This window comes from Bradyrhizobium sp. AZCC 2176 (genome assembly GCF_036924645.1).
GTDB lineage: Bacteria > Pseudomonadota > Alphaproteobacteria > Rhizobiales > Xanthobacteraceae > Bradyrhizobium.
Map to the genome: position 1 here is coordinate 5,073,957 of NZ_JAZHRX010000001.1, position 24,274 is coordinate 5,098,230.

Sequence of the window (24,274 nt, forward strand, 5' to 3'; positions counted from 1 at the left end):
GGTCATCGCTGAAAACGAGATCGAAAGGCGGGACCATTCGTCGTGCGCTTGAAGCGCGCGGTCGAGTACGGATTGTGCGGGCCGCACTATCGCTCGTTGCTTCATTGTGCGAGCGATCGTCGCCGCGTCAATACTGGCGGTCGCGGAAACGCAGGACTGACGTGCGTCTCGCGGACTGTCTCCGGAATTGACTTCGCGTGAACCAAAACTTTAACTGCTGACTTCGATCGAGCCCGACAGGACTCCGAGCTCCGCAGACTGCTTCATTTCCATGCAAGCCTCGCCTTAAATGGAAGCATCCAGAAAGTTATCCATGCGCGTCATCAATGTTGCCGCCGCCCAGTTGGGCCCGATCCAGAAAGCCGACAGTCGCGAAGCCGTCGTCAGGCGCATGATCGCGCTGATGGATGAAGCCAAGGCGAAAGGCGCCGATTTGATCGTCTATCCGGAGCTCGCACTCACCACGTTCTTTCCGCGCTGGTACATGGAGGATCAGGCCAAGGTCGACAAATGGTTCGAACGCGAGATGCCGAATGCGGCGACAAGGCCATTGTTTGAGCGGGCCGCCCACCACAAGATCGCAATGAATTTTGGCTATGCCGAACTGACGCCGGATGGGCATCATTTCAACACCTGCATCCTCACCGACAAATCGGCGAAAATTGTCGGCAAGTACCGCAAGGTTCATCTGCCCGGTCATTCGGAGTTCGACACGAAACGGGCGTTCCAGCATCTGGAGAAGCGCTACTTCGAGCCAGGCGATCTCGGTTTCAACGTCTGGCGTGCGCTCGGTGGCATCTTCGGCATGGCGGTCTGCAACGACCGGCGTTGGCCGGAGACCTATCGCGTGATGGGCCTGCAGGGCGTCGAGATGGTGCTGATCGGCTACAACACTCCCTCGGTCAATGCCGAGAAGAGCGAGGAGGGGCCAGAGAAGCGGCTGTTCCACAACCGGCTCTCCGCGCAAGCCGGCGCTTACCAGAACTCGACCTGGGTCGTATGCGTTGCGAAGGCCGGCGTCGAGGATGGCCACCCGTTGATCGGCGGCAGCCTGATCGTCGATCCGGACGGCGAGATTGTCATCGAGGCCAAGACCGAGGAGGACGAACTGCTGGTCCACCCCTGCGACCTTGACGCCACCATCTTCGGTAAGAACACGATCTTCAATTTCGCGCTTCACCGCCGCATCGAGCATTACGGCCTGATCACCAGCCGCACCGGCGCGGTGGCGCCTCCGGAGAATTAGATGTCCGGTATCTCCTTGCTCGCCCGCAACGGAGCGGCCCAACCATCCGACCAAAGTCAGTGAAGGGAGAACTGCACCGTGCCCAGCGCCATGGTCACCGCCGCCTGGGTCGGATCGATCACGGGAATCCCCAGCGCCTGCTCCAGCGGAAGGCGGTGACGCGCCATGCCGGCACAGCCCATCACGATGGCGCCGGATCCGTCTTCATCCTTGAGCGCGCGCCCGACCTCGATCATCTTTGCGAGCGTTCCTTCGCCCGATGCCGTCTCCGCCACGCTCATGTTGAGCGGCCGCTCCCTGGTCAGGCGATCCATCAGGCCCATCTGCCTGAGATAACGAACATGGCGGCGAATCGAGCGCTGCGCGATCGCAATGACCCCGAAGGTTTCTGCGCGCGCGAGCGCCGTCAGCACGCCGCATTCGGCGATGCCGAACACGGGCCGGTCGGTGGCTTCGCGGCAGACATGCAGGCCCGGATCGCTGTAGCAGGCAATGACGAAGGCAGCCGAATGGTTGTCGCCTTCGACGAGGCGGCGCAGCGGCATCGCCACACCATCGACGTCGGCCTGGCTCTCGATCCCGTAGGGGCCTTCGGTCAGCGTTTCGCAGACGATCTCCGGTCCGCTTTCAAAGTCGAGCGGCTTCAAGGCCTGCTCCAGCCCCTGTGTTACGAGCTGGTTGGAATTGGGATTGATGACGAGAATGCGCGGCCGGGACATGGTATTTTCCTGCGGGATAACGCGTCGGTCGATACTGCGAGACCGATGTGCAACATGACGACATTGGAAGCAATGACCATGCCATCCAGTAATGCATGGTCCACTGTCTGCTGCGAAAGCGCAAGGGAGTGTAACGGCACGATCTGTGCTTTTGTCCGATCAATTCAGGACTTAGGATTCAGGACTCAATAGTTGGGGAGTTTGTCATGACCGAGCCCGCCTACGACCTTCTCATTCGCGGCGGACGTGTCGCGACCGTGAGCGACGTGTTCGAGGCTGATGTCGCCGTTTCCGGTGAGACGATCGCAGCCATCGGCCGCGGGCTGCCGGGCGCGCGGCGGGAGATCGACGCGCGGGGCAAGCTGGTGCTGCCCGGCGGTGTCGACAGCCACGCCCATATCGAGCAGCTATCGGCTGCAGGCATAGTGAACGCCGATACGTTCGAGAGTGCGACCGTCTCGGCAGCCTTCGGCGGCACCACCACCGTGATTCCGTTTGCGGCCCAGCACGTCGGCATGAAACTGCCGCAGGTGCTGGAGGAGTATCATGCGCTCGCGAAAAAGGGCGCCGTGATCGACTATGCCTTTCACATGATTGTAGCCGATCCGACCAGGGAGACACTGGAGGAAGATCTGCCGGCGTTAATCAAGCAGGGTCACGGCTCGATCAAGATCTTCATGACCTATGATCGCCTGAAAATCGACGACGAACCACTGCTCGACATTCTGCTTGCCGCTCGCAATGGCGGCGCGATGCTCTGCGCCCACGCCGAGAACCACGGCATCATATCCTGGATGGTGAAGCGGCTGCTGGCGCGGGGCTATACCGGTCCAAAATATCACGCCATCAGCCATGCCCGCGTCTCGGAGGCCGAAGCCTTCAACCGGTTGATTGGCATGGCGGCGCTGATCGATCAGCCGATCATGATCTTTCACGTATCGACGGCGGAGGGCGCCAAGGTGATCCGCGATGCGCGCGGGCAGGGGCTGAAAGTGTTCGCGGAAACCTGCCCGCAATATCTCTTTCTCACCGCCGACGATCTCGACAAGCCCGGCGTGGAAGGCGCCAAATGGATGTGCAGCCCGCCGCCGCGCCGCGCCGCCGACCAGGAAGCGCTGTGGCAGGCGCTTGCGCTCGGCGATCTCCAGACCGTTTCATCCGATCACGCGCCGTACCGGTTCGACGAAACGGGAAAGCTGCGCGCCGGCCCCAATCCCGATTTCAAGCAAGTGGCGAACGGTCTGCCTGGCCTCGAAGTCCGCTTGCCGCTGCTGTTCGACGCCATGGTTTCGAAGGACCGATTGGGCCTCGAAAAATTCGTCGAACTGACCGCGACCGCACCGGCAAAGATCTACAATCTGCATCCGCGCAAGGGCTCGATCGCGGTTGGCGCCGATGCCGATATCGCGATCTGGGACCCGGCGCGCGAGGTCACGCTGAGCGACGCGATGATGCATGATCTGGCGGGCTATACGCCCTTCGCCGGCCGCAAGCTGCGCGGCTGGCCGGTCACGGTGCTGTCGCGCGGGCGCGTCATCGTGGCGGACGGAAAACGTTCGGTCGAACCAGGCTCGGGCCGCTTCCTGCCGCGCGCGGGAGGCGAGGCGGCGAAACCGACCGGGCGCCTGATGCCGGACATGGACCCCGAGCAGAATTTCGGCGCGACCCTGCTGTGATTCATTTGCCGCAATGTCGGATCGAGCGATGAGAATCCTTGTATTCGGCGGCACCGGTTTCGTCGGACTCAATATCGCTGCGGAACTGCTGGCGCGCGGTCATGCGGTGACATTGTTCGACCGCGCGGGTCTGCCGTCTGACGCAAGGAGGGATTTTGCCTCTCACCGGGATCGGCTGACGGCCATCCAGGGCGACGTCACGGATAGTCGAGCCGTGGAAGCGGCGATTGCCGCGGGCTATGACGCCATCATTCTGGGGGCCGCGATCACCGCCGGACCCGAGCGTGAGGCGAGCGATCCCGAGACCATTTTGCGGGTAAACCTGTTGGCTCAGACGCCGATCCTGATCGCGGCCCGAAGCAGCGGCGTTAGACGCATCATCAATCTGTCGTCTGCGGCAGCCTACGGCGCGAGCGCATTCCGGAGCGTGCTGCTCGATGAAGAAACTCCCTGCGATCCGGCCTCACTATATGCCATCACCAAATTCGCGTCCGAGAAGGTCGCTGCGCGTCTGGCCGGTCTCTGGCAACAGGAGATCATCAGCGTGCGGCTGAGCGCCGTGTTCGGGCCTTGGGAGCGGAGCAACGATGTGCGCGACACCCCAAGCCCGCAGGTGCAGATTCTGGCCGCGATTCAGGAGGGGTACGAAGCTGTTCTATCGCGTCCGGGGGTGAGGGATTGGATCTATGCGGTGGATGTCGCGGAAGCCGTGACATTACTGATCGAGGCCGCGAGGCCGAAGCATCTGCTCTATAACATTTCAAGCGGCGTGGAATGGTCGGCGTTGCGATGGGGTCAGGAGCTTGCCGCGTTGCAGCCGGGCTTCGTTTGTCGGCTGACGGATGCCGGTGAGGTGGCGACGGTCGACCTGCATAGTCCAGCCGACCGGGCGCCGCTTTCGGTCTCTCGGCTGGCAGAGGAGTTCGGCTGGCGCGCGCGGTTTGGTTGCACGGACTCGGCCGCTGATCTGAACCGTTGGTGGACCGAGCATCGAGTGGGAAACCTGACATGAGACTGGCAGGGCGGACTGCGATCGTGACCGGCGCCGGCTCCGGCATCGGCCGGGCCAGCGCGGTGCTTTTCGCGAAACAAGGCGCCCTCGCTGCGCTGGTCGATCGCGACTACGCAGGCTTGCAGGAGACGCTGGCGGCGATCGATGGCGCGAACGGCCAAGCCTCGCTGTATGTCGGCGATGTCGGCGAGGCCGATTTCGCAGAAGATACCGTGGGCGATGTCATGGCGCGGCGTGGGCGGCTCGATGTGCTGATGGCTGCTGCCGGCATTTCCTGCGGCGGAACGGTGCTGACCACCGATCCAGCCGATTGGGACGCGGTGTTCCGCACCAATGTCGGCGGCACCTGGCTTTGGTCGCGCGCGGCCGTGCCGGAGATGCAGCGGCAGGGCAGCGGCTCGATCATCACGCTGGCATCGCAACTCGCGATCGCCGGCGGCAAGGGCAACAGCGCCTGTATCGCCGCAAAGGGGGCGATCATCGGCCTGACCCGGACGATGGCGGTCGATTTCGCCACGGATGGAATCCGCGTCAATGCGATCGCGCCGGGCGCCATCGACACCCCGATGCTGCGTCGCAGCTTTGCCCGTCACGCCGACCCTGAAGCGGCGCGTGAAGCATCGCGCAACCGCCATGCGATGAAGCGGTTTGGCAAAGCAGAAGAGGTGGCCGAGGCCGCGCTGCATCTTGCCAGCGATGCGTCGTCCTTTACGACCGGCACCGTGATGGTGGTCGATGGCGGTTGGCTTGCCGCATGAGCGGCGCCCTTATCGCTCTCGAAGCTCAGGTTCGCGCCGATCTTGCCAAGACCGCGCATCCAAATGCTGCGTGGCTTACGCCCAGGCTCGGGCCGGACGACAGACCGGCACTGGACGTGCTCGTGGTCGGCGCCGGGCAATCGGGCCTCGCGACGGCGTTTGGACTGACGCGCTCGCAAGTGAGCAGCACCCTCGTGCTCGACAAATCTGCGAAGGGACGGGAAGGACCGTGGCTGACCTATGCCCGCATGCATACGCTGCGCAGTCCGAAGCATTTCACCGGGCCCGATCTTGATATTCCGAGCTTGACCTACCAGTCCTGGCACGAGGCGCGCTTCGGCGAGGAGGATTGGCGGAATCTCGACCTGATTTCGCGCGAGCTTTGGGCGCAATATCTGCTCTGGTTCAGGCACGTCCTGGACCTGCCGGTGCGAAACGAGTGCGAAGTCATCGAGATCTCGCCCGCGGCCGGTGGATTGCTCGCGGCCAAGGTGCAGACCGCCGATGGCGTCGACACTGTTTTTGCGCGCAAGATAGTGCTGGCGACGGGGCAGGAGGGCATGGGCGACTGGACCACTCCGGAGCCGCTGCGCCATCTGCCGTCGTCGCTTTGCGTGCATGCGGCGCATCCAATCGATTTTGCGTCCTTGCGCGGCAAACGGGTTGCAGTGATCGGTGCCGGCGCTTCGGCCTTCGATAATGCTGCGACGGCACTGGAAGCTGGTGCGGCGGAGGTGCATCTGTTTTGCCGCAGGGCGGAGATCCAGGTGATACAGCCCTATCGTTGGCTTACCTTCCGTGGCTTCCTTCGCCATTTTTGCGATCTGGATGATGCCTGGCGCTGGCGCTTCATGCGCGCCGTTCTGGAGATGCGGGAAGGCTTTCCGCAGGCGACCTACGATCGCTGCGCCAGCCACGCCAACTTTCATTTGCAGGAGGACGCGCCGATCGACGCCACCAGGGAAACGGCTCATGGTGTCGAATTGCAGACGCCGCGGGGCGTGTTCGCAGTCGACTTCGTGATTTGTGGCACGGGGATCGACATGAATTTTGCAAGCCGGCCCGAGCTGCGAAACTGCGCCGCCAACATCGCGACCTGGGCTGACCGCTACCAGCCACCGTCGGACGAGCGAAGCCCGCGGCTCGGGCGCTTCCCCTATCTCGCCGACGACTATGCGCTGATGGAGCGCGTCGCCGGTGAAACACCGTGGATCGCGGACATTCATGTCTTCGCAATCGCCTCCACCATGAGCTTCGGTGCTTCGGGCTCGTCGATCAATGCGATGACCACGGCGGTGCCGAAGCTCGTGCATGGGTTGACACGCGGCCTGTTTCGCGCGGACATCGAACGGCACTGGGCCTCGTTCAAGGCATATGACGTGCCGCAGGCGGTTGTCACGCGGCAAGCGCCGGCTACGGGCGCGGAACGATGAACGGTTTTCGATGTCACTGGGGAGCTTCGCTCATACCATGCTTGTGTTTCCGGCGGGCCCGACTGGCATATCCCTTGCTTTAAGTTGATGTTCTCGTTCAGAAAATAAACGTGGCAAAACAGGGAATAAGTCCGATGAGCGTTACAGGATCCAGGCGTCTGCTTTCGGTGGTCGCCTCCATCGCGTTGTCACTGGCGGCTGGATCGGTGCAGGCGCAAACGCGTTCCGAAACGTTGCGCTACGTGACCGGGGCATCGGTGAATACACTCGATCCGAATATTCCTGGGTCGACCCGCGAAGCTTTTGCGGTGAGTCTTAGCACCTACGACCGGCTGGTTTCCTTCGGCCGCAAACAACTCAACGGCAAATGGGTGTTTGATCTCGGCAAGATCACGGGGGAGCTGGCGGAATCCTACGAGATCAGCCCGGACGGGTTGAAGATGACATTTCGCCTGCGCAAGGACGCCAAATTCCAGGACGGCACGCCGGTCACGGCGGAAGATGTCAAATGGTCGCTTGACCGGGTCGTCACGGCGCCGGTCCTCGGCAAGGCACAGCTCCTCACGGGATCGATGACATCGGCGGACCAGTTCAAGGTGATCGATCCACTGACCATCGAGGTGACGCTGCCGAAACCGGACAAGCTTGCCTTGCCCAATCTCGCCACCATCTATCCGATCATCTTCAACTCCAAGGTCGCCAAGGCCCATGCGACGGCAGATGATCCCTGGGCATTGGCATGGTTGAAAGAGAACACGGCGGGCAGCGGTGCCTACAAGATCGAGAGCTTCAAGCCGGGTGAACAGGTGATCATGGCACGCAACGAGGCCTGGAATCGCGGAACGGCCGACAAATCGGCGTCCTTCAAGCGCGTCATCGTGCAGTCGGTGCCGGAGCCGGCGACACGCGCCAACCTGGTCGAGCGCGGCGATGCCGATCTCGTCATCGATCTGCAGGCGAGCGACGTCCAGTCGCTCGAGGCCAAAGGCAAGCTGAAGGTGATCTCTACGCCCCAATACAATGCCGTCACCTTCATTTCGATGAACAACCAGATCCCGCCCTTCGACAACGTCAACGTACGTCGCGCCGTCGCCTTTGCGTTGCCCTACGACGACATGTTCAAGGCAGCACTGTTCGGCCGCGGCTCGCCGCTGTTCGGTGCGGCATGGGCGGATGGCAAGCCAACGAGCGGCGCCTATCCGATCCCGCAGCCGGTGAAGCTCGATCTCAATAAGGCCAAGGAATATCTGAAGGCGGCAGGCATGCCTGACGGCTTCTCGACCACGTTCAGCTTCAATGTCGGCCAAGCGTCGACCGCCGAACCGATGGCGGCCCTGGTGAAGGAAACGCTGGCCAAGATCGGCATCAAGGTCGATATCCAGAAGCTGCCGGACGCGCAGATGTCGACGCAGATCAATGAGAAGAAGCTTCCCTTCTTCACCGAGGGCATCGTCGCCTGGCTGCCGTCGACTGACTATTTCTACCGCAACTTCTACACCGGCAATCAGCGCTGGAACTACTCATCGATCAACAATCCGGAACTGGTAGAGATCGCGCAGAAGGCTCGTTTTGAACCCGATGCGGCCAAGTATGAGGAAGATGGCATCAAGCTCAACGCCATCCATTTTAGCGAGATACCGCAGATACCGCTCTGGCAGCCCAGCCAGGACGCCGTGATGGCGTCCTCGGTCGAAGGCTACACCTACCAATTCCACCGCCAGGTCGATTATCGCGATCTTAATCGCAAGTAACCGGTAGGTCAGATGGCGGCCTTTGGAGCAACGGTGATACGGGCGGGCAGGCGCTTACTGTCCTCGCTGCCGGCGCTCTTTGGCGTGCTCGTCTTCACCTTCCTCTTGATGCGGGTGTTGCCGGGGGATCCTGCGGTGTTCTTCGCCTCCGGGCCGAACGCCGGCAAGGAGGAGATCGAGGTCATCCGCAAGCAGATGGGCCTCAACAAGCCGGTGCCGGAACAATTGATGCTGTATCTCTATGATGTCGGCAGCGGCAATCTCGGCAGATCGATGATGACCGGGCAACTGGTCACGAAAGATCTCCGTGAGCGGCTGCCGGCTTCGTTGGAGCTCACCTTCACGGCATTGCTGATCGCGTTGCTCTCGGCGGTGCCGCTCGGCGTGCTGGCGGCCCTGAGACCGGGATCCATCATTGATCACGGCGTGCGGTTTTTCTGCGCGCTCGGCGTCTGTGTACCGACGTTCGTTTCTGGCCTGTTGCTGATCTATGTCTTCTATTACCTGCTCGGGCTTGCGCCCGATCCGACCGGCCGGGTCGATATCTTTGCGTCGCTGCCGCCAAGGCGGACCGGCTTCCTGTTGATCGACTTCCTGATCGCCGGCGATTTCGATGGATGGTGGGCCGCCTTCAAGCAACTGATCTTGCCGGCGCTGAGCATGGCGCTGTTCGTGGTGGCGCCGCTGGCGCGCATCACGCGGGCCTCGATGCTGGTCTCGTTGGGCAGCGATTTCGTGCGTACCGCGCGTTCCGTAGGTCTTCCCTGGTGGCGGGTCGTTGTCACCTATGCGTTGCGCAACGCCATCCTGCCGGTCATCACCATCGCGGGCATCGTGTTCTCGACCATGCTCGGCGCCAATGTCCTGGTGGAAAAGGTGTTCTCCTGGCCGGGCGTCGCCTCCTACGCGCTCGACGCGTTGCTCTCTTCCGATTATGCGCCGGTGCAAGGATTTGTGCTGCTGATGGCGACCGTGTTCGTGATCGTCAATCTGCTGGTGGATCTTCTTTATGGCATCGCCGATCCGCGGGTGACAATCGGATGACCAGTGCGACGCTTCGCCATGCCGGCTGGATTCTGCGCGGCAACCCGCTCACCGCCGTTGCCGCTGCCGGCGTCTTCCTGCTTGCGCTGATCGCGATCCTCGGGCCGTGGATCGTGCCGTATGATCCGATCGTTTCGAATGTCTCGCAAGCCCTGATGCCGCCGAGCGCCGCACACATCGCCGGTACCGATCAACTCGGCCGCGACGTGTTCAGCCGCCTCATCGTCGCGGCGCGGCTCGATCTCGCCATTGCCGTATCGGCGGTCGGAATCTCCTTTGCCATCGGCGCCGTGATCGGCGCGATCTGCGGCTATACCGGCGGCCGGCTCGATCGCGGCGTCGGCCGTTTCGTCGACGTCGTGATGGCCTTTCCGCTGTTCGTGCTCGCCATGGCGATGGTTGCGGCGCTCGGCAATCGGGTCGAGAACATCGTCATCGCGACCGCCATCATCAATCTTCCATTCTACATCCGCTTTGCGCGGGCGGAGGTGAATGTCCGTCGCAATGTCGGCTGGGTCGAAGCGGCGCGCGCCTGCGGCGACAGCCATCTCTCGGTCGTGCTGCGCTTCCTGCTGCCGAACGTGCTCCCGGCCATGGCGGTGCAAATATCGCTCAATCTCGGCTGGGCGATCCTCAATGCTGCCGGACTGTCCTTCATCGGCCTCGGCGTCAAACCGCCGACGCCGGAATGGGGCATCATGGTTGCGGAAGGCGCGCGCTTCATTTCCACCGGCAAATGGTGGCTGGTCGCCTTTCCGGGCCTGGCGCTGATGCTGACGGTGCTGTGCTTCAACCTGCTCGGCGACGGGGTGCGCGATATTCTCGACCCCCGCATGCGAACATGACCGCTTCGCTGCTGGCATTGCGCGACCTGCACGTCAGCTTCTCGACACGGCGTGGCCTTGTCGAGGCGGTGCGTGGCGTCACGCTATCGCTCGGCGAGGGCGAGATGCTCGGCCTCGTCGGCGAGAGCGGCTCGGGCAAGTCCGTCACCGGCTTTGCGATCACGCGGCTGCTCGATGCGGCCGGGCGGATCACGGCAGGCCATATCCAGTTTCGCGGGCAGGACATCACGCGGATCTCGGCGGGTGATTTCCGCCATCTGCATGGCGCGGCGATGGCGATGATCTTCCAGAATCCGCGTGCAGCGCTCAACCCGATCCGTGCCGTCGGGGACCAGATCGCCGATGCGATCACGGCCCATAAGCGAATGCCGCGCGATCAGGCGCGCGCGCACGCGCTGGAGCTGCTGCGCGCCGTGCAAATTCGCGATCCCGAAAAACGGATGGCCGCGTACCCGCACGAACTCTCGGGCGGCATGTGCCAGCGCGTGATGATCGCAATGGCGATTTCCTGCAACCCGGCGCTGCTGATCGCGGACGAGCCGACCACGGGCCTCGACGTCACGACGCAAAAGGTCGTGATGGACCTTCTGACCGGGATTGCGGCTGAGCGCGGCATGGCAACCATCCTGATCACCCACGATCTCGGTCTCGCCGCCCGCTACTGTCGCCGCGTCGTGGTGATGGAGCAGGGCCGGCTGGTCGAGGGGGCCAAACCGAAGACGCTTTTTCACTCACCACAGCACCCCTACACCAGGCGTCTGGTGGCAGCGTCGCCCACGGCGAAGTCGCGGATCGCGGATTTGGTGCCGCAGGAGGAGAGGGGGCGGCATGCTGCGATGCCCATCGCGCCGCGGCCGCAGCCCGCACCGGGCACGCCGCCGCTGTTGGAGGTGCAGAAACTCGCAAAGCGGTTCGATCAAGGTGCCGCGGCAGTGGTAGACTTTTCAATGACGATCAGCGCCGGCGAGAGCGTCGGTCTGGTCGGCGAATCCGGCTCCGGTAAAAGCACGACGTCACGCATCATCTGCCGGCTGATCGATCCGAGCGAGGGCGAGATCGCGTTCGAGGGACAGTCGATCGGCCATATCCCGGCCCGCGATTTTCACCGGTCGCCGTTCCGCAAGGATATCCAGATCGTCTTTCAGGATCCGAACGACAGCCTCAACCCGCGTTTCACGGCCTTTGACTGCATCGCCCATCCGCTGCTGCGGCTTGGCGGCATGCGCCCGGGCGACGCGTTGCGGCAGCGGGTGGAAGAGTGCGCGCAGCGGGTTGGACTAAGGATCGAATTGCTGACGCGCTTCCCGCATCAGCTTTCGGGTGGTCAGAAGGCCCGCGTTGGCATCGCCCGCGCCATCGCCTGCCGGCCGCGCCTCTTGGTGCTGGACGAGCCGACGGCGGCATTGGATGTTTCGGTGCAGGCGGTCGTGCTGCAACTGCTCGACCGGTTGCGGCGCGAGGATGACCTCGCCTTCCTCTTTGTCAGCCACGACCTCAACGTCGTTCGCATGATGTGCGATCGGACCATCGTGCTGCAAAACGGCCGCATCGTCGAACAGGGTGAGAGCCGGGCGATGTTCGACAATCCGAAAACCGCTTACACGCGCGAGCTGGTCGAAGCCGTGCCGCATATCGAGCGAGAGCTGGCTGAGTTCGCGACCTGAGATTATTGACGGGCACGACACCTGCAGGGCGATGCGCGACGGCGTGCGGGTTTGTCGAGGTCGCGCTTGCATAGGTGCCCAGCAAAATAGCTGTGCAGCTTGCCGCGGATGCGGTCAATGGCATGGAAATTGCTGAACATTTGGCTACAGTTCGTCGGTCAGAACGTGGAGAATTTGGAATGCGTGTGGGAGCCGAAGTGCGGCTTGCCGTCGATATCGGAGGCACGTTCACGGATATCGTCTTGGACGTGGGCCAGGATCGCAGGACGCGCAAGGTGCTGACGACGCCCGCGCGACCGGAGCAAGCGGTGCTGGACGGGATGCGTCTCATTCTGGCGGACGCGCGCGCCCACGTATGCGATATCGACGTCTTCATTCACGGCACGACGCTTGCGACCAACGCCATCATCGAACGCCGCGGCGCGAAGACAGCGCTTGTCGGGACGCAAGGCTTCCGCGACGTACTCGATATCGGTACCGAGAGCCGCTACGATCAATACGACCTTGCAATCGACAAGCCGAAACCGCTGGCGCCGCGCGCCCTGCGTTTCACGGTCCCCGAGCGCATCGACGCGCAGGGCGCCGTGCGGTTGCCGCTCGACGAAACCGCCGTGCGAGCCCTCGTGCCCGAGCTACGCGCGCAGAATGTCGAAAGCGTCGCCTTCGCCTTCCTCCACTCCTATGCCAATCCCGAGCATGAACGGCGCGCTGCCGCGATCCTGAAAGAGGAAATGCCGGGCATCTGGGTAACGCTGTCGTCGGCGGTGTGCCCTGAAATCCGCGAATACGAGCGGACCTCGACTGCGGTGGCCAATGCCTATGTGCAGCCGTTGATCGATGGCTATCTCGCGCGCATGGCCGAGGGGCTGCAGGCCGAGCAGTTTCGCGGCGCCATCTATCTCGTGACCTCGGGCGGCGGTGTCACCTCGATCGAAACGGCGCGGCGCTTTCCGGTGCGCCTGGTCGAATCGGGGCCGGCAGGCGGCGCGATTTTTGCGGCGCAGATCGCGGCGCGCCTCGGCGAGAGCAGGGTGCTGTCCTTCGACATGGGTGGCACCACCGCGAAGATCTGCCTGATTGAAAAGTACCAGCCCGAAACCTCGCGTGTGTTCGAGGTCGATCGCGCCGCCCGTTTCCTGAAAGGGTCCGGCCTGCCGGTGCGCATTCCCGTGATCGAGATGGTTGAGATCGGCGCCGGGGGCGGCTCGATCGCGCAGGTCGACACTCTGAAGCGCGTTACGGTCGGCCCCGAGAGCGCGTCATCCGAGCCGGGGCCGGCCTGCTACGGCCGCGGCGGTCAACGCCCCGCCGTGACGGATGCGGATGTCGCGCTAGGCAAGATCGATCCCGACGCATTTGCAGGCGGGACGATCAAGCTTGACCCCGAACTGTCTAAACAGGCCTTATTGCGCGCCATTGGCGAACCGCTGGGACTGTCGGCGGAAACTTCGGCCTACGCCGTGCATGAGGTCGTGTGCGAGAGCATGGCGAGCGCCGCCCGTGTGCATGCGGTCGAGCGCGGCGCCGTCGTTGGCCAGCACACCCTGATCGCCTTTGGTGGCGCTGCGCCGCTGCATGCGGCCCGCGTCGCCGAGAAGATCGGCGTCTCGCGCGTGATCGTACCGTCCAATGCCGGCGTCGGCTCGGCCGTCGGATTTCTTGCGGCGCCCATCGCCTATGAGCTGGTGCGCAGCCGTCATGCCAGGCTCGATGCGTTCGATGTTACAGCCGTATCCGACCTGCTGGATGAGATGGTGACCGAAGCGCGCGCCCTGGTCGAGCCCGGCGCCGCCGGTGCGCCAGTGCGCGAACGACGCGCCGCCTTCATGCGGTATGTCGGGCAGGGACACGAGATCACGGTCGAGCTGCCGAACCGGCGGTTGACGGCCGCGGATCTTGCAGGCCTGCGCCAGGCCTTCGAGACGGATTATGCGGCCTTGTTCGAGCGGTCGATTCCGGGAGCTGCGATCGAGGTGCTAAGCTGGTCGGTGCTCGCGACCACCGAGCCGCGCAATCCGTCGCGCGTTGCGGAGGTGACGCGCAAGCCGGCCGGAAAAGCCGCGGGCAGCCGCAAGTTTTTCGATGGCCGCGCGGGGAAGGTCGTCGAGATTCCGCTATATCACCGCGACCAGATGGCGCCAGGGGCGACCATCGCGGGACCCGCTGTGATCGCGGAAGACGAGACATCGACATTCGTCTCGACGAGCTTCGACGCCCATATCGACGGTGCTGGCAGCATCGTCATGGAACGGAAGGCGGCATGACCATGAATGAGTCTAGCGGCGCGAGCCTGATCGATCTGCAGATCATGTGGCACCGGCTGATCGCCGTGGTCGAAGAGCAGGCGCAGGTCCTGCTGCGTACGGCGTTCAGCCCGATCGTGCGCGAATGTGGCGACCTCTCGGCCGGTGTGTTCGACCTCAAGGGGCGTATGTTGGCGCAGGCGGTGACGGGTACGCCGGGCCACGTCAATTCCATGGCCGAATCGGTCAAGCATTTCATCGCGCATTTCCCGATCGAGACGACGAAGCCGGGCGACGCCTACATCACCAACGATCCCTGGATGGGGACCGGCCATCTCAACGATTTCGTCGTCACCACGCCCTGCTTCAAGGACGGCAAGGTGGTCGCGCTGTTTTCCTGCACCAGCCATTTGATGGATATCGGCGGTATCGGTTTCGGGCCTGACGCCACCGACGTCTTCATGGAGGGGCTCTACATCCCGATGCTGAAGCTGATCGATCAGGGCGCCGTCAATGAAACATTGATGGCGATGATCCGCAGCAACACGCGTCTGCCGATCGACACCGAGGGCGACACCTATTCGTTGGCCGGCTGCAACGATGTCGGCTGCCAGCGCCTTGTCGAGATGATGCGCGAATTCGAGATCTCTTCGCTCGATGCGCTCGGCGATTTCATCTGTGACCGCTCGCGGGAAGCGGTGCTCGCCGAGATCGCCAAGCTGCCGAAGGGCGTCTGGCGCAACAACATGGTCGTCGATGGCTATGATGCACCGGTCACGCTCGCCGCGACACTGACGATCTCGGAAGAGGGCATTCACGTCGACTTCGACGGTACCTCGGGCGCCTCGAAGTTCGGCATCAATGTGCCGCTTTCCTACACCACTGCTTACACCGTGTTCGGCCTCGGCTGTGTGGTGGCCTCGCAGATCCCGAACAATGCGGGGTCGCTCTCGCTTCTGACTGTCGCGGCACCCGAGGGCTCGATCCTTAATGCACCGAAACCGGCGCCGGTGGCGTCGCGTCATGTCATCGGCCAGATGCTGCCCGACGTGGTGTTCGGCTGCCTCCGTCAGATCATTCCCGAGCGGGTGCCGGCCGAAGGCACGTCCTGCCTGTGGAATCTCAATGTACGCGGACAGACGCGCAGCGGCGCCGGCGGCAATTACGGATTCTCGATGGCAGTGACGAGCAACGGCGGTACCGGCGCGCGCTTTGCCAAGGATGGATTATCGGCCACGGCCTATCCCAGCGGTGTACGCGGCACGCCGGTCGAGATCGCGGAGACGCAGACGCCGTTGATCTTCTGGCGGAAGGAGCTGCGTCCGGATTCGGGTGGCGCCGGCCGCACGCGCGGAGGTCTCGGCCAGATCATCGAAGTCGGCAGCGGCGTCGATGCTCCGTTCGACATTCTGGCAGCCTTCGACCGTATAGATCATCCGCCCCGCGGCCGTGATGGCGGCTGTGACGGCGAAGCCGGCTATCTCGGACTTAAGTCGGGGCAGAAGCTGCGCGGCAAGGGCTTTCAGACCGTGCCGCCGGACGATCGGCTGGTGGTGATGACGCCAGGCGGCGCCGGGATCGGCGACCCCGGGGAGCGCGCGCCGGAAAGCGTGCGCGATGACATCGAAAGCGGCCTGGTGTCGAACGAGAATGCGGTTGCGGTTTACGGTTTCGCGGGCTGACGCGTCCGGCGGTGGCATGTGTTTCGATTTCAACAAAAGGAGAGGGCGTATGATTACGCGACGGACTTTCACAGCGGGAGCAGCGACGATGCTCGCCGCCGGCCATCTCTCGACGCGCGCCATGGCGGCAACGGCGAGCTGGGACTTGTCGACGGTGTGGCCCGACGGCAATTTCCACACCCACAACGCCATGGCTTTCGCCGATGCGGTCAAGAAGCAGACCGATGGCGGCGTCAACATCACGGTGAAGGCCGGCGGCCAGCTCGGCTTCAAGGGCCCTGAGCATCTGCGCGCCGTGCGCGATGGTCTGGTTCCACTCGCCGACGTGCTCAACATCCAGCAGGTTGGCGACGAGCCCTTCATGGGCGTCGAAAGCATTCCGTTTCTCGCCGTCTCCATGGACGAGCTGAAGATCCTGCACAAATATGTGCGGCCCGAATACGACAAAATCGCCGCGCGCAACAACCAGAAGATTCTCTATATCGTGCCATGGCCGACGCAATATCTTCACCTCAAGGTGAAAGTGGCGGGCGTCGATGGGCTGAAGAACATCAAGATCCGCGTGCCCGACAAAAACGCCGTCGACATGCTGAACGCGGTCGGCATGGCGCCGGTCATGATTCCCTGGGGCGAGACGATACCGGCGCTGGCGTCCGGCGCGGTCGCCGGGGTTTCGACCTCGGCGGTGTCCGGTGTCGACGGCAAGTTCTGGGAGTTCATGAAGTACATCTATCCGACCAACCATGTCTGGTCGTCGCAGATGCTGACCGTCAATCTCGATTCCTGGAAGGCGTTGAGCGCGGATCAGCAGAAGCTGGTCGCCGACATCGCCGCGAAGATGGAGCCGGATTTTTGGGCGAATTCGCTCAAGGCCGACGTCGATAGCCTCAATCGCCTCAAGGACGGCGGCATGGAGGTGGTGTCGGTATCGGATGCGATGATGACGGATATCCGCGCCCGGACCGCGCCGCTGCTCGAGGCGTTCCTCAAGCGTGTGCCGGCTGCGGACAAGCCGGTGCGGGCCTATCTCGCTGAAATCAAGCGGTAGGAGCGTGGCGTGGTGAGCGTCCTGCCTGCTCCCCCGGAAAGCCTCAACGCAGCGGCGCCGGTGCCGTTGCGCATCCTGCTCGACGCGATCGACCGGCTAGGCCGGCTCGACGGCTGGATCGGCGGCGGCTGCCTGCTGACACTGACGCTGTTGATGCTTGCCGAGGTCGCGACGCGTTTGCTGTCGAACCTCCTGCCGCTCTTTCCTCCGAGCATCTCGATCGCCTGGGAGTATTCCTCCTATCTGATGGCAGCCTCGTTCACCTTCGGCGCTGCCATGACGCTGCGTGTCGGCGGCCATATCCGTGTCGTGCTGCTGCTGAAGAATGTACCGGCGCCGGTCCGGCGTGCGCTTGAGATGCTCTCGGCGTTCGCCGGCTTCGTCTTCATGGCGTTCCTGACCTGGGCGATGGCCAAGTTCGCCTGGGGATCCTTTACGCGCGGGCAGCTATCGACCGCAAGCGACACGCCGCTGTGGTTTCCGCAAGCCGTCGTCACCTTCGGGATGCTGCTGCTGACGCTGCAATTCCTGGCGCGCGCCATTCAGGCGGCGCTCGGGCTGCCGCTCGAAGATCATCGCATGAAGGCGTCGCCCGTGGAATGACCACGCGCGCAACAAAGGCCAGCGCCGCCGCTCCCGTCGTCGGAAAGCACGTTCCATGACCATCGAAGTTATCAGCCTGTTCGTCATTCTGTTCGCACTGCTGGCGGGAGGCCTCTGGATCGGGCTGACCCTCGCGTTCACCGCGACCTTGCTGCTTGCGATGTTCCGGTCGATCCCGCTCGACAAGCTGCTTCCGCAATACGCCTGGAACATCCTGACCACGCAGGAGCTGTTGGCTCTGCCGCTGTTTATCCTGATGGGCGAGCTGTTGTTCCGCACCCGGTTATCGCGATCGCTGTTTCAGGGGCTGGCGCCGTGGGCCGGACTGCTGCCAGGACGTCTGCTGCACGTGAACGTGATCGGCTGCACGATCTTCGCGGCGATCTCGGGTTCGTCGGCGGCGACGACGCAAGTGATTGGCCGCATGTCGCTCAACGAACTGCTGCGCCGGGGTTATTCCAGGGATATCGCGATCGGCTCGCTCGCAGGCGCTGGCACACTCGGCTTTCTGATTCCGCCGTCGAACATCATGATCATCTATGGCGTGCTCGGCGACGTCTCGATCCTGAAGCTGTTCACTGCCGGAGTCCTGCCGGGCCTGTTGCTGGCGGGGACTTTCATGGCCTGGGTGATGCTGCACACCACCCTGAACCGCACGCTGGTGCCCGAGGCGGAGGCGAAGCTCGCGCTGGTCCCCTGGCGCGAGCGCTTCGCCGCCCTGAAGGACCTTGCACCGGCTTTATTTCTGATCGCATGCGTGCTCGGGTCGATGTATGGCGGCCTTGCGACGCCGTCGGAGGCGGCAGCGGTCGGCGTGCTCGGCGCGGCGCTGGTCGCCTGGGGCCAGGGATCGCTGTCGCAGCAGGTGATGCGCGATGTGGTGATCGGGTCGGTGATCACCTGCTCGATGATCGCACTGATCGTGCTCGGCGCTTCGATCCTCGGAAACGCCGCGGCGTTCCTCGGCATTCCGCAATCCGTAGCCGCGTTTGTGAAAGGCCTTGGCCTGTCGCCCTTCATGCTGATCGTCGTGCTGATCGGCTTCTACCTTGTCCTCGGTTGTTTCCTCGATGGCTTTTCGATGATCGTGATGACGCTACCGATCGTGCTGCCGATCGTGAAGGCCGCGGGCTTCGATGACATCTGGTTCGGAGTCTTCCTCGTGCTTGCCGTCGAGATGGCGCAGATCACGCCGCCGGTCGGCTTCAACCTGTTCGTTATCCAGGGCCTGACGGATGACGGGCTCGGCTATATCGCGCGCGTGACCTTACCTTACCTGACCATTATGGTCGGCTTCGTGCTGCTGCTGACCCTTTTTCCGAGCATCGTCACGATCCTGCCCAGACTTCTCTACGGATAGGCCGCTCTCACGCTGTGGAAGACTACTGCGACGTCGCCGGCGCGACGCGGCCGCCTTCAGAACCGAGTGGCGTTCGGCATCGCGCCGCCATCAGTGTTGACCGACGGGCAGCCCATTCAGTTCGTCAAGCGCCTGCCGCATGACCTCCACCAAATCCAGGGCCACAGGCGATGGACTGCGCTGCGGTGGAAAGACGGCGGCGAACTCGAAATCGATCCGCGGCAGGAAATGGCGCGCGACGACGCCTCGGCTCGCGAACTCCTGCGCCGTGAAGGGGTCGCAGATTGCAACCCCAAGCCCGGACGACACCAGCCCGCACATGATCTCCGACAGGCTGGTCTCGACCCGCAGGACGCGACGAACGTCATCGCGGTTGAAGGCCTGATCGATCAGATGACGGCCGGTCGATCCCGCCGTCAGCGACACGAAAGTCTCGCCCTCGAAATCGCGCGGCGCGAGTACAGCCTTGGCCGCCAATCGATGGCCGGCCGGCAAGATCGCAACGCGCGCGGGCGCCGGCAGCCGGACGCAGGGCAGGCCGGAATGGGCAATCGGCACCTCGGCAAAACCGATGTCGCACTGGTGGTTCAAAACCCAGTCGATCACGATCGGCGAGATGACGCCAAAAAAAGACAGATTCAGGTTCGGTCGGTCTTTCAGGAATCCACCCGCCAGCCGCGGCAGATAGCCGTTGGACAGCGCCGGCAGTGCTGCGATCCGCAGCGTACCGGTCCGGCGGCTGCGGATTTCTTCGGCGGCCGTGGTGATGCGTTCAAGTCCGATGAAGGACCGCTCGACTTCCATGTAGAGCGCTGTTGCGGATGCCGTCGGCACAAGGCCGCTGCCGCGTCTCTCGAACAGCTCCATCTTCAACAGTGCCTGAAAATCCCGCAACAGCCGGCTTACGGCGGGCTGAGTCACAGTCATCAGCTTTGCCGCCTCCGTCACGCTGCCTGTCAGCATCATCGCGCGGAAGGCTTCGACCTGCCGCGAATTGATCCGAGCCATGCCTGCTCCCATCCATAACATTTCGGCATGTAGTAGGTGCCATTATTCATTGGACGGCGAAAGCTCGGATTGCGATCTTTTTCATCAAGACCGAGCGCCGCCAATTTTTTGGGCGGCGACGGATCGAAGCAAGCCGGCGAAGCCGAAAACCTCCGGTGCGGATCCGATACGTCGTACCGTGATACCGATGAACAGGGTGCAAAGTGCCCCATTCGCGGGAGGGCTGAGCCGATCAAATGAGGATGTGCTCCGGGTGCCACCTCGCAATCGGTGTTGGAGATCGATCTATATGAAGCATCTCTTCCTTGTGACAGCCGTCAGCATCGCGACGTTGGCCTCAGCCCCGTCGGCGGTTTTTGCGCAACAGAAGACGCTATACGTCGCGGGGTACGGCGGCTCCTTCGAGAAGACGATCCGCGACGAGGTGATCCCGGCCTTTGAGCAGGCCAACGGCGTCAAGATCGAATATGTCGCCGGAAATTCGACAGACACGCTTGCCAAGTTGCAGGCCCAGAAAGGTAACCAGCAGATCGACGTGGCTATCGTCGACGACGGCCCGATGTACCAGGCGATCCAGCTCGGCTTCTGCGGCAAGATCGATGGTCTGCCTGCCGATCTCTACGAGGCAGCGCGCTTCAAGGACGACCGCGCGGTTGGCATTGGTCTGGTGGCAACCGGTTTGATGTACAACACCAAAATCTTCGCGGAGAAGGGCTGGGCGCCGCCCACTTCCTGGAACGATCTCAAGGATCCGAAGTACCAGAAGCAACTGGTCATTCCGCCGATCAACAACACCTACGGCCTGCACGCGTTACTGATGCATGCCAGGATGAACGGTGGCAGCGAGGCCAACGTTGATGCAGGCTTCAAGATCTTCAAGGCCGAAATCAATCCCAATGTCCTGGCCTATGAGCCTTCGCCGGGCAAGATGACCGAGCTGTTCCAGTCCGGCCAGGCCGTGCTGGCGGTGTGGGGTACGGGCCGCGTCCAGAGCTTCGCCAATACCGGCTTTCCCGTCGACTTCGTTTATCCGAAGGAGGGTGCGGCTACGCTCGTGACGACCGCCTGTCCAATCGCCAAGCCCAACGCATCGCCGCTCGCCTCGGCATTCGTCAAGACACTGCTCGAGCCGAAAACACAGCTCGTGATGCTGAAGGACTACGGCTATGGCCCGGTGCTGAAGTCCGTCGTGGTGCCGCCGGAACTCGGCAAGATGGCTCCGATCGGCGAGCGCGCGGCGAAGCTTTATACGCCCGACTGGACCATCATCAACGACAAGCGCGAGGAATGGACCAAGCGGTGGAATCGGGAGGTCGAGCGCTGAGCTGAGGCTCAGCGCCGCCGGCCCGGATTTGGCGATAGCCCGCGCGACGCCACAGGCCTCCATCGACCTCCGCTACAGCAGCATCCGAAAGTACATCCATGTCCTTTCTCGAACTCGACCGTATCGGGAAACAGTTCGGCCCGCAGACTGTCGTCGATGATTTCAGTCTCGCGGTCGGCAAGGGGGAGTTCGTTTCCTTTCTCGGTCCGTCGGGCTGCGGAAAGACCACAACGCTGCAGATGATCGCGGGCTTCCTCGATCCCTCGCGCGGCGCGATCCGGCTCGAGGGGCGTGACCTGACGGCGGTGCAGCCGGCGAAGCGCGGGCTCGGTATCGTATTCCAGAGCTACGCGCTGTTTCCCCATATGACCGCGGCCGAGAACGTCTCCTTTGGCCTCGAGATGCGGCGTGTACCGCGGGCCGAGCGCGCCGAGCGCGTTCGCGCCACGCTGGCGATGGTCGGGCTCGCCGGTTATGAGGACCGTTATCCGCGGCGCATGTCCGGCGGCCAGCAGCAGCGCGTGGCGCTTGCCCGCGCGCTGGTGATCCGGCCGAGCGTGCTGCTGCTCGACGAGCCGCTGTCGAATCTCGATGCCAAGCTGCGCGAGGACATGCAGATCGAGCTGCGCCAGATCCAGCGCAATCTCGGCACCACCACGATCCTTGTCACCCATGACCAGATCGAGGCGATGTCGCTGTCCGACCGGATCGTGGTCATGAGCCAAGGCCGGATCGAGCAGATCGGCACGCCGCAGGAAATCTATGAGCGGCCGGCCTCGGCCTTCGTGTCCCAATTTCTCGGCAAGACCAACGATTTCGCCGCGACCGTCGACGAGACCGTCGCTCCGGCGCGGGTGGCCGCCGGCTCATGGAGCGCGCCCGCGCCTATAGGTTCCGTCGGTGCGGTGACGGTCAGCGTGCGGCCCGAGCGGATCGGCTTCGGTGACACCGGGCTGGCGGCGAAGATTGTCACCCGGATCTTCCAGGGCAATCACTGGCTGTTTCAGTGCGAGACTGAATGTGGCCCGGCGACCGTGATCCGTCAGAACGATGGCAAGTCGCAGCCCGCCGAGGGCGAAGCTGTTCGGCTCACCTGGCTGCCGGAAGACATGAGTCTGCGGCGCGCTGGAGGTGCTGCATGAGCGCCGCCGTCGATACTGCACCGGCAAACGCTGCACCGACGGCTGACAAGCACGAGGCGCGCGCGGCGTGGGCGTTGACCGCACCCGCGCTGTCGCTGTTCGTCGGCGTGCTGGTGATCCCGCTCGCCATGACGGTGATGCTCTCGTTCCACGACTGGGGCCAGTACAAAGGCATCGAGCCGGTTTTCATCCTGAAGAACTGGCACGAGATCGCGACCGATCCGTACTATGCCGAGATGTTCTGGCGGACGTTCCGCATCGCGCTGCTGACGACGCTGATCACCGCCGCGTTCGGCGCGCCGGAGGCCTACATCCTCAACCGCATGAGCGGACGCTGGAAGAGCTTCTTCTTGCTCGTGATCCTCGGCCCATTGCTGATCTCCGTGGTGGCGCGCACGCTCGGCTGGGCGCTCCTGTTCGGCGGCAACAACGGCCTCGTCAACAAGCTGCTGATGTCGCTTGGGCTGATCGGCTCGCCGCTGCCCTTCATGTTCACCGAGACGGGCGTGGTCGTCGCGCTCGTACACGTAATGATGCCGTTCATGGTGCTGTCGGTCTGGGCTGCGCTGCAGCGCGTCGATCCGCAGATCGAGAACGCCGCCTTGTCGCTCGGCGCCAGCCCGCTCACGATCATCCGCCGCATCGTCCTGCCGCAGATCATGCCGGGCGTGCTGTCCGGCGCGATCATCGTGTTCTCGCTGTCCGCCAGCGCTTTTGCGACGCCCGCCATCATTGGCGGCCGCCGGCTCAAGGTCGCGGCGACGCTCGCCTATGACGAGTTTCTCAATACGCTGAACTGGCCGCTCGGCGCAGCGGTTGCGGTCTTGCTTCTGGTGGCCCTCGTGATGATCGTCGTCGGCAGCAACGCGCTGATCGAGCGACGCTATGCCGAGGTGTTCCGATGAGGACGAATGGCCCGCTCGCGCTCATCTTCCACACGATTTTCGTCGTCTTCATGCTGGCGCCGATCGTGGTGGTCTGCCTCGTCGCGTTCACGCCCGAGGGGTACCTGTTGCTGCCGACCACCAGTTTCTCACTGCGCTGGTTCAGGACGATCGCGAACTATCCCGAGTTCGTCCATGCCTTCTGGGTGAGCCTCGGATTAGGTGCGCTGTCCTCGATCGTGGCGCTCCTGTTCGCGGTGCCGGCTGCGCTTGCCATCGCCCGTTACAGTTTTCGAGGCCGCGACGCCCTCGCAGCGCTGTTCCTCTCGCCGCTGATGATCCCGCATGTCGTGCTGGGGATCGCCTTCCTGCGCTTCTTCACGGCGATCGGCATGGGCGGCAGTTTCGCAGGGCTACTGGTCGCTCATGTGGTGGTGGTGTTCCCGTTCGCACTCCGGCTGACGCTGGCTGCGGCAACCGGCATGGACCGCTCGGTCGAGATGGCCGCGATATCGCTAGGCGCCGGCGGCTGGACGTTGTTTCGCCGGGTGACCTTGCCTCTGATCCTGCCGGGCGTCATCAGCGGCTGGGCGCTGGCCTTCATCCAGTCCTTCGACGATCTGACCATGACGGTCTTCCTGGCGGCGCCCGGCACCGAGACGCTGCCTGTTCGCATGTTCCTCTACATCCAGGACAACATCGATCCGCTGGTGACCTCCGTCTCAGCCAGCGTGATCGCAATCACCATGACCGCCCTGATCCTGCTCGATCGCTTCTACGGGCTCGACCGCGTGCTCGCCGGCAAGAGCGATTCAGGGCGCTAGGAGAACCC

20 protein-coding genes are annotated in these 24,274 nt (G+C 63.3%); 18 read left to right on the plus strand and 2 right to left on the minus strand.

What is annotated here, in order from left to right:
* Positions 1 to 313: 313 nt before the first annotated feature.
* Positions 314 to 1,246: an N-carbamoyl-D-amino-acid hydrolase gene (locus V1288_RS23935; RefSeq protein ID WP_334359380.1), complete on the plus strand. Its 933-nt coding sequence runs from the start codon at positions 314 to 316 to the stop codon at positions 1,244 to 1,246.
* Between the two features lie 56 nt (positions 1,247 to 1,302).
* Here the strand turns inward: V1288_RS23935 and V1288_RS23940 are convergent, their stop codons facing one another.
* Positions 1,303 to 1,965, minus strand: coding sequence for an aspartate/glutamate racemase family protein (locus tag V1288_RS23940; protein WP_334359381.1), 663 nt, complete (start codon positions 1,963 to 1,965; stop codon positions 1,303 to 1,305).
* A gap of 206 nt (positions 1,966 to 2,171) precedes the next feature.
* Here V1288_RS23940 and hydA point away from each other — a divergent pair, with 206 nt between their 5' ends.
* From hydA to V1288_RS24005, 13 genes are all read left to right on the plus strand, one after another.
* Positions 2,172 to 3,641 (plus strand): dihydropyrimidinase, encoded by a 1,470-nt coding sequence (gene hydA, locus V1288_RS23945; RefSeq protein WP_334359382.1) that lies wholly within the window; start codon positions 2,172 to 2,174, stop codon positions 3,639 to 3,641.
* Between the two features lie 28 nt (positions 3,642 to 3,669).
* The gene (locus V1288_RS23950) at positions 3,670 to 4,653 is read left to right on the plus strand and encodes an NAD-dependent epimerase/dehydratase family protein (RefSeq protein WP_334361388.1); all 984 of its coding nucleotides are present in this window, start codon (positions 3,670 to 3,672) and stop codon (positions 4,651 to 4,653) included.
* The gene (locus V1288_RS23955; protein WP_334359383.1) at positions 4,650 to 5,411 is read left to right on the plus strand and encodes an SDR family oxidoreductase; all 762 of its coding nucleotides are present in this window, start codon (positions 4,650 to 4,652) and stop codon (positions 5,409 to 5,411) included. Before V1288_RS23950 ends, V1288_RS23955 begins: the two co-directional genes overlap by 4 nt.
* Entirely contained in the window at positions 5,408 to 6,844 is a 1,437-nt protein-coding gene (locus V1288_RS23960) for an NAD(P)/FAD-dependent oxidoreductase (protein ID WP_334359384.1), read from the plus strand. The genes V1288_RS23955 and V1288_RS23960 overlap by 4 nt, the downstream gene beginning before the upstream one ends.
* Positions 6,845 to 6,978: 134 nt before the next feature.
* Entirely contained in the window at positions 6,979 to 8,595 is a 1,617-nt protein-coding gene (locus V1288_RS23965; protein WP_334359385.1) for an ABC transporter substrate-binding protein, read from the plus strand.
* A 12-nt stretch (positions 8,596 to 8,607) separates the two neighbouring features.
* Positions 8,608 to 9,639: an ABC transporter permease gene (locus V1288_RS23970; RefSeq protein WP_334359386.1), complete on the plus strand. Its 1,032-nt coding sequence runs from the start codon at positions 8,608 to 8,610 to the stop codon at positions 9,637 to 9,639.
* A complete protein-coding gene (locus tag V1288_RS23975) occupies positions 9,636 to 10,484 on the plus strand; it encodes an ABC transporter permease (RefSeq protein WP_334359387.1) in 849 nt (282 codons plus the stop codon). The genes V1288_RS23970 and V1288_RS23975 overlap by 4 nt, the downstream gene beginning before the upstream one ends.
* Positions 10,481 to 12,148 carry an ABC transporter ATP-binding protein gene (gene nikE, locus V1288_RS23980; RefSeq protein WP_334359388.1) on the plus strand — a complete coding sequence of 556 codons (1,668 nt, stop codon included), beginning with the start codon at positions 10,481 to 10,483 and terminating at the stop codon, positions 12,146 to 12,148. The genes V1288_RS23975 and nikE overlap by 4 nt, the downstream gene beginning before the upstream one ends.
* 179 nt (positions 12,149 to 12,327) lie before the next feature.
* On the plus strand, positions 12,328 to 14,412 hold the full coding sequence (locus tag V1288_RS23985) for a hydantoinase/oxoprolinase family protein (RefSeq protein ID WP_334359389.1): 2,085 nt from the start codon (positions 12,328 to 12,330) through the stop codon (positions 14,410 to 14,412).
* 2 nt (positions 14,413 to 14,414) lie between these two features.
* Positions 14,415 to 16,073 carry a hydantoinase B/oxoprolinase family protein gene (locus V1288_RS23990; protein ID WP_334361389.1) on the plus strand — a complete coding sequence of 553 codons (1,659 nt, stop codon included), beginning with the start codon at positions 14,415 to 14,417 and terminating at the stop codon, positions 16,071 to 16,073.
* A 49-nt stretch (positions 16,074 to 16,122) separates the two neighbouring features.
* Positions 16,123 to 17,121 (plus strand): TRAP transporter substrate-binding protein, encoded by a 999-nt coding sequence (locus V1288_RS23995; RefSeq protein WP_334359390.1) that lies wholly within the window; start codon positions 16,123 to 16,125, stop codon positions 17,119 to 17,121.
* A 9-nt stretch (positions 17,122 to 17,130) separates the two neighbouring features.
* A complete protein-coding gene (locus V1288_RS24000) occupies positions 17,131 to 17,724 on the plus strand; it encodes a TRAP transporter small permease subunit (RefSeq protein ID WP_334359391.1) in 594 nt (197 codons plus the stop codon).
* 55 nt (positions 17,725 to 17,779) lie between these two features.
* A complete protein-coding gene (locus tag V1288_RS24005) occupies positions 17,780 to 19,084 on the plus strand; it encodes a TRAP transporter large permease (protein WP_334359392.1) in 1,305 nt (434 codons plus the stop codon).
* 90 nt (positions 19,085 to 19,174) lie between these two features.
* Here V1288_RS24005 and V1288_RS24010 read toward each other — a convergent pair whose 3' ends face one another.
* Positions 19,175 to 20,092 carry a LysR substrate-binding domain-containing protein gene (locus V1288_RS24010; RefSeq protein ID WP_334359393.1) on the minus strand — a complete coding sequence of 306 codons (918 nt, stop codon included), beginning with the start codon at positions 20,090 to 20,092 and terminating at the stop codon, positions 19,175 to 19,177.
* Positions 20,093 to 20,381: 289 nt separating this feature from the next.
* On the opposite strand from V1288_RS24010, the gene V1288_RS24015 reads away from it, so the two are divergent.
* The 4 genes from V1288_RS24015 (at position 20,382) to V1288_RS24030 (ending at position 24,266) form a co-directional block, all read left to right on the plus strand.
* Positions 20,382 to 21,416 carry an ABC transporter substrate-binding protein gene (locus V1288_RS24015; RefSeq protein WP_334359394.1) on the plus strand — a complete coding sequence of 345 codons (1,035 nt, stop codon included), beginning with the start codon at positions 20,382 to 20,384 and terminating at the stop codon, positions 21,414 to 21,416.
* Between the two features lie 98 nt (positions 21,417 to 21,514).
* On the plus strand, positions 21,515 to 22,558 hold the full coding sequence (locus V1288_RS24020) for an ABC transporter ATP-binding protein (RefSeq protein ID WP_334359395.1): 1,044 nt from the start codon (positions 21,515 to 21,517) through the stop codon (positions 22,556 to 22,558).
* The gene (locus V1288_RS24025) at positions 22,555 to 23,463 is read left to right on the plus strand and encodes an ABC transporter permease (RefSeq protein ID WP_334359396.1); all 909 of its coding nucleotides are present in this window, start codon (positions 22,555 to 22,557) and stop codon (positions 23,461 to 23,463) included. The genes V1288_RS24020 and V1288_RS24025 overlap by 4 nt, the downstream gene beginning before the upstream one ends.
* Positions 23,460 to 24,266: an ABC transporter permease gene (locus V1288_RS24030; RefSeq protein ID WP_334359397.1), complete on the plus strand. Its 807-nt coding sequence runs from the start codon at positions 23,460 to 23,462 to the stop codon at positions 24,264 to 24,266. The genes V1288_RS24025 and V1288_RS24030 overlap by 4 nt, the downstream gene beginning before the upstream one ends.
* The last annotated feature ends 8 nt before the right edge of the window (positions 24,267 to 24,274 follow it).

Bases quoted from the DNA above. Each gene is read 5' to 3' on its own strand.
- V1288_RS23955 (WP_334359383.1), top strand. From the start codon at position 4,650: ATGAGACTGGCAGGGCGGACTGCGATCGTGACCGGCGCCGGCTCCGGC.
- V1288_RS23990 (WP_334361389.1), top strand. From the start codon at position 14,415: ATGAATGAGTCTAGCGGCGCGAGCCTGATCGATCTGCAGATCATGTGG.
- V1288_RS23950 (WP_334361388.1), top strand. From the start codon at position 3,670: ATGAGAATCCTTGTATTCGGCGGCACCGGTTTCGTCGGACTCAATATC.
- V1288_RS23935 (WP_334359380.1), top strand. From the start codon at position 314: ATGCGCGTCATCAATGTTGCCGCCGCCCAGTTGGGCCCGATCCAGAAA.
- V1288_RS24030 (WP_334359397.1), top strand. From the start codon at position 23,460: ATGAGGACGAATGGCCCGCTCGCGCTCATCTTCCACACGATTTTCGTC.
- V1288_RS24020 (WP_334359395.1), top strand. From the start codon at position 21,515: ATGTCCTTTCTCGAACTCGACCGTATCGGGAAACAGTTCGGCCCGCAG.
- V1288_RS24015 (WP_334359394.1), top strand. From the start codon at position 20,382: ATGAAGCATCTCTTCCTTGTGACAGCCGTCAGCATCGCGACGTTGGCC.
- V1288_RS24010 (WP_334359393.1), bottom strand. From the start codon at position 20,092: ATGGCTCGGATCAATTCGCGGCAGGTCGAAGCCTTCCGCGCGATGATG.
- V1288_RS23940 (WP_334359381.1), bottom strand. From the start codon at position 1,965: ATGTCCCGGCCGCGCATTCTCGTCATCAATCCCAATTCCAACCAGCTC.
- V1288_RS23960 (WP_334359384.1), top strand. From the start codon at position 5,408: ATGAGCGGCGCCCTTATCGCTCTCGAAGCTCAGGTTCGCGCCGATCTT.
- hydA (WP_334359382.1), top strand. From the start codon at position 2,172: ATGACCGAGCCCGCCTACGACCTTCTCATTCGCGGCGGACGTGTCGCG.
- nikE (WP_334359388.1), top strand. From the start codon at position 10,481: ATGACCGCTTCGCTGCTGGCATTGCGCGACCTGCACGTCAGCTTCTCG.
- V1288_RS23965 (WP_334359385.1), top strand. From the start codon at position 6,979: ATGAGCGTTACAGGATCCAGGCGTCTGCTTTCGGTGGTCGCCTCCATC.
- V1288_RS23975 (WP_334359387.1), top strand. From the start codon at position 9,636: ATGACCAGTGCGACGCTTCGCCATGCCGGCTGGATTCTGCGCGGCAAC.
- V1288_RS23970 (WP_334359386.1), top strand. From the start codon at position 8,608: ATGGCGGCCTTTGGAGCAACGGTGATACGGGCGGGCAGGCGCTTACTG.
- V1288_RS23985 (WP_334359389.1), top strand. From the start codon at position 12,328: ATGCGTGTGGGAGCCGAAGTGCGGCTTGCCGTCGATATCGGAGGCACG.
- V1288_RS24005 (WP_334359392.1), top strand. From the start codon at position 17,780: ATGACCATCGAAGTTATCAGCCTGTTCGTCATTCTGTTCGCACTGCTG.
- V1288_RS23995 (WP_334359390.1), top strand. From the start codon at position 16,123: ATGATTACGCGACGGACTTTCACAGCGGGAGCAGCGACGATGCTCGCC.
- V1288_RS24025 (WP_334359396.1), top strand. From the start codon at position 22,555: ATGAGCGCCGCCGTCGATACTGCACCGGCAAACGCTGCACCGACGGCT.